Source organism: Massilia sp. CT11-137 (assembly GCF_047302885.1).
GTDB classification, from domain to species: Bacteria; Pseudomonadota; Gammaproteobacteria; order Burkholderiales; family Burkholderiaceae_D; genus Telluria; species Telluria orientalis.
On record NZ_JBKYMP010000002.1, the window covers coordinates 1,043,584 to 1,056,110 of the forward strand.

At 69.0% G+C, this 12,527-nt stretch carries 10 protein-coding genes; 4 read left to right on the forward strand and 6 right to left on the reverse strand.

Annotated elements, in window-relative coordinates; translation table 11 throughout:
• Positions 1-135 precede the first annotated feature (135 nt).
• Complete coding sequence (locus ACEN98_RS21440) at positions 136-1,407, forward strand: Zn-dependent hydrolase (RefSeq protein ID WP_413386993.1); 1,272 nt, start codon at positions 136-138, stop codon at positions 1,405-1,407.
• Positions 1,408-1,505: 98 nt separating this feature from the next.
• Positions 1,506-3,482 carry an MHYT domain-containing protein gene (locus tag ACEN98_RS21445; RefSeq protein WP_413386994.1) on the forward strand — a complete coding sequence of 659 codons (1,977 nt, stop codon included), beginning with the start codon at positions 1,506-1,508 and terminating at the stop codon, positions 3,480-3,482.
• 15 nt (positions 3,483-3,497) lie between these two features.
• Here ACEN98_RS21445 and ACEN98_RS21450 read toward each other — a convergent pair whose 3' ends face one another.
• Positions 3,498-4,703 carry an ammonium transporter gene (locus tag ACEN98_RS21450; RefSeq protein WP_413386995.1) on the reverse strand — a complete coding sequence of 402 codons (1,206 nt, stop codon included), beginning with the start codon at positions 4,701-4,703 and terminating at the stop codon, positions 3,498-3,500.
• Positions 4,704-4,935: 232 nt separating this feature from the next.
• Here ACEN98_RS21450 and ACEN98_RS21455 point away from each other — a divergent pair, with 232 nt between their 5' ends.
• Together ACEN98_RS21455 and ACEN98_RS21460 are read left to right on the forward strand one after the other, a co-directional pair.
• The gene (locus ACEN98_RS21455) at positions 4,936-6,741 is read left to right on the forward strand and encodes a DUF885 domain-containing protein (RefSeq protein WP_413386996.1); all 1,806 of its coding nucleotides are present in this window, start codon (positions 4,936-4,938) and stop codon (positions 6,739-6,741) included.
• Positions 6,742-6,926: 185 nt separating this feature from the next.
• Positions 6,927-8,216, forward strand: a complete 1,290-nt coding sequence (locus tag ACEN98_RS21460; RefSeq protein ID WP_413386997.1) for an NRAMP family divalent metal transporter — start codon at positions 6,927-6,929, stop codon at positions 8,214-8,216.
• A 3-nt stretch (positions 8,217-8,219) separates the two neighbouring features.
• Here the strand turns inward: ACEN98_RS21460 and ACEN98_RS21465 are convergent, their stop codons facing one another.
• From ACEN98_RS21465 to ACEN98_RS21485, 5 genes are all read right to left on the reverse strand, one after another.
• On the reverse strand, positions 8,220-9,314 hold the full coding sequence (locus ACEN98_RS21465) for a TIGR03118 family protein (RefSeq protein WP_413386998.1): 1,095 nt from the start codon (positions 9,312-9,314) through the stop codon (positions 8,220-8,222).
• 75 nt (positions 9,315-9,389) lie between these two features.
• Entirely contained in the window at positions 9,390-10,109 is a 720-nt protein-coding gene (locus ACEN98_RS21470; RefSeq protein WP_413386999.1) for a TorF family putative porin, read from the reverse strand.
• The gene (locus ACEN98_RS21475) at positions 10,055-11,362 is read right to left on the reverse strand and encodes a S8 family peptidase (RefSeq protein ID WP_413387000.1); all 1,308 of its coding nucleotides are present in this window, start codon (positions 11,360-11,362) and stop codon (positions 10,055-10,057) included. The genes ACEN98_RS21470 and ACEN98_RS21475 overlap by 55 nt, the downstream gene beginning before the upstream one ends.
• Complete coding sequence (locus ACEN98_RS21480) at positions 11,359-12,030, reverse strand: zf-HC2 domain-containing protein (protein ID WP_413387001.1); 672 nt, start codon at positions 12,028-12,030, stop codon at positions 11,359-11,361. Before ACEN98_RS21480 ends, ACEN98_RS21475 begins: the two co-directional genes overlap by 4 nt.
• Positions 12,027-12,512 carry an RNA polymerase sigma factor gene (locus ACEN98_RS21485; protein WP_413389068.1) on the reverse strand — a complete coding sequence of 162 codons (486 nt, stop codon included), beginning with the start codon at positions 12,510-12,512 and terminating at the stop codon, positions 12,027-12,029. The genes ACEN98_RS21480 and ACEN98_RS21485 overlap by 4 nt, the downstream gene beginning before the upstream one ends.
• Positions 12,513-12,527 lie beyond the last annotated feature (15 nt).

The window sequence follows — 12,527 nt, forward strand, 5'->3', positions numbered from 1 at the left end:
ACGCACGTCATTCCCGCGGAAGCGGGAATCCATACTGAGCCTGCGTGCATGGTTGACGCCACCAAATCGCACACTCAGCATGGGTCCCCGCTTTCGCGAGGACGACGGTGATGCAAGCACCAACTGGAGAACAAGATGAACGACCTGCGCATCAACGGCACCCGCCTGTGGCACTCCCTGATGGAACTGGCGCAAATCGGCGCCACCGCGAAGGGCGGCGTGAAGCGCCTCGCCCTCACGGACCTCGACCGCCAGGGCCGCGACCTCGTCGTCCAGTGGGCGAAGGCCGAGGGCCTGTCAGTCACTGTCGACAAGATCGGCAACGTGTTCATGCGCCGGGAAGGGACGAACCCGGACTTGCCGCCCATCGTCACGGGCAGCCACATCGACACCCAGCCGACCGGCGGCAAGTTCGACGGCAACTACGGCGTGCTGGCCGGCCTCGAAGTCGTGCGCACGCTGAACGAGCGCGGCATCCGCACGGAGGCGCCGATCGAGGTCGCGTTCTGGACCAACGAGGAAGGATCGCGCTTCGTGCCCGTCATGATGGGCTCCGGCGTGTTCTGCGGCGCGTTCAGCCTGGAGACGGCGTATGCGGCGCGCGACGTCGACGGCAAATCCGTCGGCGAGGAACTCGACCGGATCGGCTACCGGGGCGGGCAGACGCCCGGCGACCACCCGATCGGCGCATATTTCGAAGCCCACATCGAGCAGGGCCCCGTGCTGGAAGACGCGAACAGGGTGATCGGCGTCGTGCCCGCCGTGATGGGCCTGTCGTGGTACGACTGCACCGTGACCGGAATGGAAGCGCACGCGGGCCCCACGCCGATGCATCTGCGGCGCGACGCGCTGCAGGTCGCGACGGCCATCATGCAGGAGACGGTCGCCATCGCCAACCGCTACCCGCCGTATGGCCGCGGCACCGTGGGCATGGTCCAGGTGTTCCCCAACAGCCGCAACGTGATCCCCGGCCAGGTCAAGTTCAGCATCGACCTGCGCAACGTCACCGACGAGCTGCTGAACACGATGCACGGCGAGATCGAGGCGTTCGTCGAGCGCACGCGGCGCGAGACGGGCCTGGCCATCGACCTGCAGCGCGTGTCGTACTACCCGCCTTGCCCGTTCCACCCGGATTGCGTGGGCGCCGTGCGCGCGGCGACGGAACGGCTGGGCTATTCGACGATGGACGTGGTGTCCGGCGCCGGCCACGACGCGATCTACGTCGCGCGGCTGGCGCCCGCGGGCATGATCTTCGTGCCGTGCAAGGACGGCATCAGCCACAACGAGATCGAGGATGCCCAGCCCGGCCACCTTGAAGCCGGCTGCAACGTGCTGCTGCACGCGATGCTGGAACGGGCCGGCGTCGTTTCCACGTCGGAGGCCGGTGAGCTTGTTGCTCAAAAGTAACAAAGTGCAATTTCTTGTTACTATTCTGGCCGATCGCACGCGCCGGTAGCATACTGTGGTCCGAAGCCGCCCGCCGGGCGGCACGCGTCTGACCGACGATGCTGACCGGATACTATGAAACCCCGCTCGTCCTGATTTCGATCCTTGTCGCGATCGTCGCGTCGTATTCCGCCCTCAGCCTCGCGGGCAGGGTGGCGGAAGCGACCGGGCGGACGAAATTCGCCTGGATGCTGGGCGGCGCGATCGCGATGGGATCCGGGATCTGGGCCATGCACTTCGTCGGGATGCTGGCGTTCCGCCTCCCGATCCCGATCGCTTTCGACATCCCCATCACCCTCGTCTCGCTGGTGCTGCCGATCGCCGCGTCCGGCCTCGCGCTATGGCAGGTGAGCCGCGCGAACCTGGGCCCGGTGCGCCTGGGCGTCAGTGCCGTCATCATGGGCGCCGGCATCAATGCGATGCATTACACGGGCATGGCCGCCATGCGCATGCAGCCCGGGATCGTATACGACCCGCTGTTGTTCGCGCTCTCGGTGCTGATCGCCGTGGGCGCGTCGGCGCTGGCGCTGTGGATCGCGCTCCGGCTGCGCCGCAGCACGCCGGACGTGTGGGTGCCGCGCATCGGCGCCGCCGTCGTGATGGGCTGCGCCATCGTCGGCATGCATTACACGGGCATGGCGGCCGCGAACTTCCCGGCCGACAGCGTGTGCATGGCCGCGCGCGTCGGCGTGCATCGCGACAGCCTCGCCACGCTCGTCGTGCTGGCCACGTTCTGCGTGCTGGGCCTGGCCCTCATCGCGTCCGTGTTCGACGCGCGGCTGGAAGCGAATGCGCGCATCCTCGCCATGTCGCAGGCCACGTCCGCCGAGCGCCAGCACCTGCTGGAGCGCGAGCGCGTCGCGCGCGACGAAGCCGAACGCCTGTCCGCATTGAAGGACGAATTCCTCGCCACCCTGTCGCACGAGCTGCGCACGCCGCTGAACGCGATCCTCGGCTGGGCCGGCATGCTGCAGCGGGGCGTGAAGGACGAGGCGACCATGATACGGGCCCTGGAGACGATCGAGCGCAACGCGCGCGCCCAGGGCAAGCTGATCGACGACCTGCTCGACATGAGCCGCATCATTTCCGGCACCGTGCGCCTGGACGTGCAGACGGTCGACCCGTCCCGCATCATCGAGGCGGCGCTGGGCACCGTGCACCCGGCCGCCGCGGCCAAGATGATCGCCTTGCGCGCCGACCTGGGACGCGAGCCGGGCACGTTGCCGCTCGAAGTGCGCGCCGATCCGGGCCGGCTGCAGCAGGTGCTGTGGAATCTGCTGGCGAACGCGGTCAAGTTCACGCCAACGGGCGGCAGCGTGCAGGTGCTGCTGGGGCGCGACGGCAACGACGCCGTGATCCGCGTGATCGATTCGGGCATCGGCATCGCGCCGGACTTCCTCCCGTACGTGTTCGACCGCTTCCGCCAGCAGGATGCGTCGATCTCGCGCCAGCACGGCGGCCTGGGATTGGGGTTGTCGATCGCGCGGCAGCTCGTCGAACTGCACGGCGGGACGATCGCCGTGGACAGCGCCGGCCTGCACACGGGCACCACGTTCACGGTGCGCCTGCCGCTGGCGCGCCCGAGCGCCGTCACGTTGCCGGGAACGGGCGTGCTTCCGATGGCGCAGACGGGCGCGGACGTCCTGGCCGACCTGTCCGGCGTGCGGGTGCTCGTGATCGACGACGCGCCGGATACGCTCGACGTGCTGGAACAGATCCTGTCGTACAGCGGCGCCGCCACGATGACGGCGCCGGGCGCCAGCGCCGCGCTGGCCCTGCTGGAGCGCGAGGTGCCGGACGTGATCGTCAGCGACGTCGGCATGCCCGAAGTCGACGGCTTCGAACTGATGCGGCGCATCCGCCGGCGCGCGGCCACGGCGGACGTTCCTGCCATCGCGTTGACGGCGTTCACCCGCCAGGACGACCGCGCCAAGGCGCTGCAGGCCGGTTTTACCGACTATCTCGCCAAGCCCGTGGAGCCGGCGGCGCTGGCGGCCGCGATCCGGCGCCTCGTCGCCACCGCGCGCGAAGCGTGACCTTATTTGGCGCGCCTACTGGAACGTGGTCTCGCGTTCCGGCGTGGCGCTGATGCGGTGGATGGCCAGGTCGGCGCCGTCGAATTCCTGTTCGGCGTCCAAGCGCAGCCCGACGGTCGCCTTCAACAACCCGTAGACGATGATGCCGCCGATGCCGGCGATGGCGACGCCCAGCAGGGTGCCGACGATCTGCGACGCGAGCGACACGCCGCCGAGCCCTCCCAGCGCCTGGCTGCCGAAGATGCCGGCCGCGATGCCGCCCCACGCGCCGCACAGGCCGTGCAGGGGCCACACGCCCAGCACGTCGTCGATCTTCCAGCGGTTCTGCGCCAGCGTGAACATCACGACGAAGATCGCGCCCGCGATCGCGCCCGTCACCAGAGCGCCCATCGGATGCATCAGGTCCGAGCCCGCGCACACGGCGACGAGGCCGGCCAGCGGGCCGTTGTAGACGAAGCCCGGGTCGTTCTTGCCCAGCACGAAGGCGGTCAGGGTGCCGCCCGTGAGGGCCATCAGCGAGTTGACGGCGACGAGGCCGTTCATCTTGTCCAGCGTCTGCGCGCTCATCACGTTGAAGCCGAACCAGCCGACCGTGAGGATCCACGCGCCCAGCGCGAGGAACGGGATGTTCGACGGCGGGTGCGCCGAGATGCGGCCATCCTTGGTATAGCGGCCGCGGCGCGCGCCCAGCAGCAGCACGGCCGGCAGCGCGGCCCAGCCGCCGACGGCGTGCACGACGACGGAACCGGCGAAGTCGTGGAACGCCGCGCCGAAGATGGCCGTCAGCCAGTCCTGGATGCCGAAGCGGTTGTTCCAGGCGATGCCTTCGAACAGCGGATAGACGAGGCCCACGAGCAGGGCGGTCGCGGCCATCTGCGGGTGGAACTTGGCGCGTTCGGCGATGCCGCCCGAGATGATGGCGGGGATCGCGGCGGCGAACGTCAGCAGGAAGAAGAACTTCACCAGTTCGTAGCCGTTCTTGGCGACGAGGGTGCTGGTGGCGCCCATGAAGTGGATGCCGTAGGCGATGCCATAGCCGACGAAGAAGTAGGCGATGGTGGAAACGGCGAAGTCGATCAGGATTTTTACCAGGGCGTTGACCTGGTTCTTGCGGCGTACCGTGCCCAGTTCCAGGAAGGCGAAGCCGGCGTGCATCGCCAGGATCATGATCCCGCCGAGCAAGATGAAGAGCGCGTCCGCTCCGCTTTTGAATGCATCCATGCGTACTCCAAAAAAGTGCAAGTTGGTCTGATTGCACTTCTGGATAGCAATAAACGTTCCAATTTGGTGAAGAGGCGCACTCCCGGTGGGCATGCCGGATGGATTGCCCCGCAAGCGTGCACAAGCACCGTTGCGGTGCGTATTTGCGCCAAAATGGGGAGGTGTGGTCGATCCGGCAATCGAGGGGTTCCCCGTAGTATGCTGTCAAGCAATAACCTCACAAAGGAGACCCATGAACCGCACTCTCAATGCCGCCATCCTCGCGGCTTTGCTGTCGGCCGGCGCACCCATCCTGTCCGCCCACGCCGCCGCAACTTCCGTATCCGCGTCGTCGGCCGAACGCCAGGTCGACCGCATCGCTGCGAGATTCTACGATGCGCGCGCCCGCTTCGACCCGCTGCTGTACGCGACCGCGAACGGCGACAGCCGCTACGACGACCAGATCGGCATGGCGATCGACCCGAAGGTGCGCGCCCGCTATATGTCGCAGAATCACAGGCTGCTGGACGACCTGCAGAAGGTCGACAAGGCGCACCTGTCGGAGAAGGCGCGCCTGAACTACGACATCCTCGCCTTCGAGATCCGCGCCCAGCTCGACCTCGCGCGCTTTCCCGAGCACCTGCTGCCGCTGAACCACTTCGACAACATCCCGAGCAACCTGGCCAATTACGCGAGCGGCACGGGCTCGCAGCCGCTGGCGACGCCGGCCCAGTACCGCGCGTACCTGTCGCGCCTGGAGCAGCTGCCGGCATGGATCGACCAGGCCATCGCCAACATGAAAGAGGGCGTGAAAAAGGGCGTCGTGCAGCCGAAGGCGATCACGGCCAAGATGCTGCCGCAGTTCCGCCAGCTGGCCGCGCGCGACGCGGAAGCGAGCATCTTCTACACGCCCATCAGGAACCTGCCGGCCGGCTTCTCCGACGCCGATAAAAAATCGCTCACGGCCGGCTACCGCCAGGCGGCGCAAAAGATCGACGCCGCGCTCGCGCGCCTGAACACCTACCTCGAGAAGGACTACCTGCACGCGGGCCGCACGACGGCCGGCTATGGCGCGCTGCCGGATGGCGCCGCGTGGTACCAGGCCCGCATCCGCAACAACACGAACCTCGACCTGACGCCGGCCGAGATCCACGCACTGGGCGAGAAGGAAGTGGCGCGCATCCAGCAGCAGATGGCGACCCTGGCGCCGAAGCTGGGCTACGACGGCCCGCTGAACACGTTCCCGCAATGGGTGGCCGCGCAGCCGCGCTTCAAGCCGTTCAAGACCGACCAGGAGGTGCTGGAGCGCTACCGTGCCATCTACGGCGTCGTCGAAGCGAAGCTGCCGCAGTATTTCAGCCTGCTGCCGAAGGCGAAACTGGACATCCAGCTGGAACCGGAACTGACGCGCGCCACGGCGTCCGACCACTACACGCCCGTCGCCGCCGACGGTTCGCATCCCGGCGTGTTCTGGGCCGTCGTCAACGACCCGAAGGAGTACAGCACGGTCGGCATGACGAGCTTGTTGCTGCACGAGGGCGTGCCGGGCCACCACCTGCACGCGGCGCTGCTGAAGGAATTGCCGCTGCCGGACTTCCGCAAGTTCTTCACCGAGCACCCGAGCGCCGCCGCCTACACGGAAGGCTGGGCGCTGTACTGCGAGACGCTGGGCCGCGACTTCGGCCTGTACGACGATCCGTCCGCGTATTACGGCCACCTGAACGACGAGCTGCTGCGCGCCGTGCGCCTCGTCGTCGACACGGGCATGCATGCGCAGGGCTGGTCGCGCGAGCGGGCGGTCAAGTACATGATGGACAACCTGGGCTACAGCGAGGCGCGCGCGGCGAACCAGATCGAGCGCTACATGGTGTGGCCGGGCCAGGCGCTGGCGTACAAGGTGGGCGCGCTGAAGATCCTCGACCTGCGCGCGCGGGCGCAGAAGGCGCTGGGGCCGAAGTTCACCTTCGCGAAATTCCACGCGGTGGTGCTGGGGGATGGGACGTTGCCGTTGCCGATCCTGCAGGCGCAGGTGGAGAAGTGGATTCAGTCGGAAAAATAGAACCGTCGCCCCTGCGAAGGCGGGATAGCGCCCCCGGCGCTATCCCCCCAAGTTTTAAGCGTGCCGTAATGCATGCAAACTTGGGTCCCCGCCTCCGCGGGGACGACGTCGGTTGAGATTACGGTCCTCGCACAGTGTGCGCAACCGTACATATTCCCGCCCCACATGGGTGCATGATGGGTTTCATGAAATCCGATGAAACCACCATCGCACCGCCGTCGCCGGAAGCCTCGACCTGGCTGTCGAAGCTGGGTCCGGGCCTGATCACCGGCGCGGCCGACGACGACCCGAGCGGCATCGCCACGTATTCGCAGGCCGGCGCCCAGTTCGGGTTCAACCTGCTGTGGACCCTGCTGCTCACGTATCCGCTGATGGCCGCCATCCAGGTCATCAGCGCCAACATCGGCCGCGTGACGGGGCGCGGGCTCGCCACCAATTTGCAGCGCTATGCGCCGCGCGGGGTCGTGTGGGGCATCGTCGGGCTGCTGCTCGTCGCGAACGTCATCAACATCGCGGCCGACGTGGCGGCGATGGGCGAGGCGATGTCGCTCGTCGCGCCCGGCCGGCCGCTGTGGTATGCCGTCGGCTTCGGCGTGCTGTCCGTGCTGCTGCAGGTGTTCATCCCTTACCAGCGCTACGTGAACCTGCTCAAGTGGCTCACGCTCGTGCTGCTCGCGTACGTGGCCACCGTGTTCGTCGTCCACGTGCCATGGGGCGTGGTGCTCAAGACCACCGTGTGGCCGCATATCGCGTGGAACAGGGACTACCTGACCACCATCGTCGCCGTGTTCGGCACGACGATCAGTCCCTACCTGTTCTTCTGGCAGGCGTCGCAGGAAGTCGAAGAACTCCGCGCGGACGACCGCGCGGAGCCGCTGCGGCGCGCACCCGACCAGGCCAGGGGCCAGTTCCGCCGCATCCGCTTCGACACGCTGGTCGGCATGGCCGTGTCGAACGGCGTCGCGTTCTTCATCATGCTCACCACCGCCGCCACCCTGCACGCGCAGGGCGTGCACGACATCCAGTCGTCGGCGCAGGCCGCGTCGGCGCTGAAACCCGTCGCGGGCGAACTCGCGTTCGTCCTGTTCGCGCTCGGCATCGTCGGCACGGGCCTGCTCGCGATCCCCGTGCTGGCCGGTTCCGCCGCGTATGCGATGGCCGGCACGTTCCACTGGAAGAGCAGCCTGGGCGCGGAGTTTTCGGCCGCGCGCAAGTTCTACGGCATCATCATCGTCGCCACGCTGGCCGGCGTCGGCATCAACTTCATGCCGATCGACCCGATCAAGGCGCTGTACTGGAGCGCGGTGCTGAACGGCGTCATCGCCGTGCCGGTGATGGCGATCATGATGCTGGTGGCGTCCAGCCCGCGCATCATGGGCGACCTGACGATCGCGCCGCGCCTGCGCGCCATGGGCTGGCTGTGCACGGGCGTGATGGCGGCGGCGACGATCGCCATGTTCGCGTCGTTCCTTTGACGCTTACTGCATGTCGATCCGCCCGTAGATGCCGTGCGACTCGTCGGCGGGCCCCGCCGTGTAGAACAGCGTGTTCGTCGGCTGGTTCTGCACGCCGTTGCCGAACGCGATGCCCCACAGGCCGTCGATGACGATCGGCGTGCGGTCGGCCTTCGACAACGTGCCGATGAACGCACCGTTGGACGGGTTGTAGGCGTTGATCTTGCCGTCGCCGAAGTTCGCGACGAGCACCGCATTGCTGAAATCCCCGAAGTTGGCCGGCGCCAGCGCCATGCCCCACGGCGCATTCAGCGCACCGCCCGCCGCCAGCCGGTGCAGGAAGACGCCGCCCGTGTCGTACACGTCCACCACGCCCAGTCCCGCGCCCTTGACCTCGTCGTTGCCTGCCGCCTCGCGCTGCGCATACGCCACGTAGATGCGGTCGCCGATGGCCTGGATGCCGAACGGCCCGTAGCCGGCCGGCAGGTTCGGATCGGTGAAGCCGCCGGGCAGCGTGGCTTTCTGGAAGCTGGCGTCGTAGACGTCGATGCGGTTGTTGTGGAAATCGGCCGCGTACAGGTAGTTCGCGCCCGAGAACGCGCCGATGGCGAGACCCTTGTAGACGGCGCTGCCGCCCGTGTCGACGGCCGTCACGGCGTTCGTGCGATTCACGGCCGGCGACCAGCCCGACACGGTGCCCGTCTCGCCCACGAAGATGAAGGGGCTGGCACCCGTCACGCCGTTCTGCGTCACCTTGAAGTCCTGAGTGCCGTTGTACACGATGCCGGTGACGCCGGCCGGGACCGCGACGACGAGCGTCTGCGGCACGCCGTTGCCGTCGTACAGCGTCGACGTCGCCGTGCCGTTATTCGCGACCCAGACGAAGGCCGTCGGATTGAATGCGAGGCCCCACGCGTTGACGAGGTGGGTGTCGGTGTGGGCCGCGCCGCTGGACTGGTCGGTGACGAGGGCCGTGGTGGTGAAGGCGCTCGTGATCGCCGGCGGCATGGTGACGGGCGGCGTCATCGGATGGTCGTCGCCGCCGCCGCAGGCCGCCACGGCGGCGCCGAGGACGATGCCGCACAGGAGGCGCACGGCCGGATTCGATTGCAGGTTCATGATTGCACCTCATGGAAAGGGGACGACGTTAATGCCCCCGTCCACGCGCAAGGTTCAATCGAATCGCGGGTACTTTCAAAAGCGCAGGCTGGCGCCGGCGAACAGGGCGCGGGCGCGCGGGAGGCCGGTGCCGCCGCTGTGCACGAGGGTCTGCACGCCGGCCTGCAGGCGCCAGTCGCCCGTGTCGTACGCGAGCGTGGCGCGCAGGTCCGCGCGGTCCCGGTCGCTCCAGCGGTAATCGATATCGAGCGGATGCAGCAGCCCCGCATGCAGGGCCAGCGCCACGCGCTCGCCCAGCGGGATGCCGCCGTTCAGGTCGAGGTACACCGTGCGGCCCCCGCCGTAATACGCCGGCGAATACGAGACTCTCGCGTTGACGCGGTCGTACGTCAGGCCGGCGTAGAACTCGTGATAGTCGACTTCGTGGTTGCGCAGATAGATCGTGCGCGTGACGCCGGCGTCCCACGACAGCCGCGTCGTCAGCGGCAGCGCGCGCCCGCCGTAGACGATCAGCAGGCCCTGGCCGCGGCCGTACAGCTCGATGGGCGACGCGAAGGTGCCGGCATACCAGCCGCCGTCGAAGTCGTGGTCCACGCGCAGCTGCTCGGCGGGATTGCGGCCCTGCGAGACGCCGCGTATCGCGTATTCGGATACGACGGAGAGGTCGGCACTGGTCTGGGCCACTGCGCCAGGTGCCGCGAGCGCGACGAGGAGGAGGGCAAACGCGCCCGCGACGGATTTCAGTGCGGCGGGCGCGGGGAAGGAAGGCTGGCGGTCGTGGTCGTCGATGGGCATAGGCAGAAACAGGCTCCGGCGGCGCGCGTAACGGCGGCGCAGGCGTCTATGCTACCAGCTTGTCCGGCGCCGGAGGCCAGCGCGGCGGGCAGGATGCGCGCGCCGCCGTCGAGGTCGGCCCGCAGCCTGGCGGGCGTCGTCCCGGGACGCAGTTCCAGCACGAGTGCCGCGAGCCCCGCCACGTGGGCCGACGCGTACGACGAGCCGGACACCAGCCCGAAGCGCGCACCCGGCAGCGACGTGGGCACGTCCGTCCCCGGCGCGCGCAGCGATCCGGGCGGCGGCGCGCGCTGCGTGTCGGACGCCACCGCGATGACGCCCGGATGCGACGCGGGAAAGCCGCCGTCGGGCTGCGCCGGATCGGCCGCGCCGACGAGCGTCACGCCGCGCGCGAGGGCCGCGTCGAGCAGGGCTTCCAGCAGCCGGTCGCGCGGGCCGCCGAGGCTCATGTTGATGACGCGCGCATCGCTCATCAGCGCAAAATTGATCGCCTTGCCCAGCGTGAAGCTGTTGCAGCGGGCGGGCGGCCCGGCCGTCTCCCAGCACGCGCGCAGGGCCAGCAGTTTGGCACCCGGCGCGATGCCCGCGATGCCCAGGCCATTGCCTTCGCGCGCGGCGATGATGCCGGCGACGGCCGTGCCGTGCGCTTCCGCGCCGTCCGGATACGCATCGACGAAGTTGCGGCGCAGTTTGATCTGGCCGTCGAGGTCGGGATGGTTCGCATCGACGCCGCTGTCGATGACGGCCACCGTCACGCCCCGACCCGTGCTGGCGCGGTGCAGCGCGGGCAGCTGCCAGGCGCGCGTGGCCGGCTGCACGGGCAGCAGCGGGTCGCCTTCGGCCAGGCCGTGGTAGTCCTGGATCGCCTGCGCCCATGCGACGCGCGGGTCGTGCGCGAGCGTGTCGAGCAGGCGGTCGACGGGGCCCGTGCCTGTGTCCTCCATCAGGAAGCAGTCGATGCCGATGGCGGGCATCGGCCAGTCGTCGACGACGCGCAGGCCATAGGCGGCGGCGAGGTCGCGCGCGACGCGGCGGCGCGCGGCGCGGGTGCCGTCCTCCGTGTAGCCGCCGCCGTAGGCGCCGTCGGGCCGGAAGTGCGGCGACGGCATGCGCAGCATCACGAGCACCTGTCGCGCCGCCGGCGCCGGCGTCGAGACCGGGTGCGTGGCCGCCTGCGCATCCGCGCTCGCGCGCGGCACCACGCAGGCGAACGCGATCAACACCGCGACCAGGGCGAGAAGGGCGGTTTTCACGGCTGCTTGTCCACGACGAGCGGTTCGGCCAGCGTCACCGCCGGCTCCGCCCGCAGCCGGGCCAGCACCGGGTCGAGCCGGCCGTCCGCGCCGACGAGCCACGCATCGGTGACGGTCGGCCCGCCGACGATGCGCGCCCCGCTGGCGCGCACGATGCGGCGCAGTTCCGCCTCCGGCGTGTCGGGCCGGAAGGTCACGACGACGCGCGCCATGCCGTTCGCGCCGGCGGCGCCGAGGACGCGGTAGCTGTCCGGCGAATCTGGCTGCCCGGAAGGGCGCGCCAGCAATGCGGCCAGCACGGCGATCGCACCGAACTGGCAGGCGACGGCGGCGCGCAGCCACGTGCGGTCGTTGGCGGCGACGCGGTCGCGCCAGCGTTGCAGCGGGCCGGTCTTTGCCTGCGGCGGTGCGGCATCCAGTTGCGGCGCATCCAGTTGCGGCGCATCCAGTTGCGGCATCAAGCGCGCGAGCGCGCGGTCCGGATCGAAGTCGAGGTCCGGGCCCGGCCCGGCCGCATGCACCGTGCGCAGCAGGGCGAGGTCGGCGCGGCAGTGCGCGCAGGTGGCCACGTGCGCCTGCACGCGTTCCAGTTCGGCGCCCGCGAGGGTGCCGTTCGCGAGCCAGGGCAGCGCGTCCTGCGCGTCGAGGTGATCGGTGCGAGCGTTCATGGCCGGATCTCCAGCTGGTCTTCCAGCAGCGTTGCCAGGCGGCGGCGCGCGTGGAACAGGCGCGTTTTGACGGTGTTGACGGGACATTCCATGATTTCTGCGATTTCTGCGTAACCCATGTCGTGATAAAAGGTCAGCTGGAAGGCGGCCCGCTGCGCCAGCGGCAACGTGGCGACGGCGGCGTCGACGGCGTGCGCGAGGCGCTGCTGTTCGAAGCGCCAGTCGGGCCGGCCCGCGTCGTCCGCCGCGCACTCGTCGGCCGGGGCATCCAGCGGTTCGTCGAGCGCGTGCAGGGCCTTGCAGGCCTTGCGGTAGGCGATCGCGAACACCCAGGTCGACACCTTGCAACTGCCGTCGAACGTGGCGGCCTTCTGCCAGACGACGAGCAGGGTGTCGTTGACGATTTCCTCGATCAGCGGCACGCTGCGCGTCATCCGTTGGAGGAAGCGCGCCAGGCGCGGAAAGTACGCGCGGTACAGCATCTCGAAGGCGCGCCG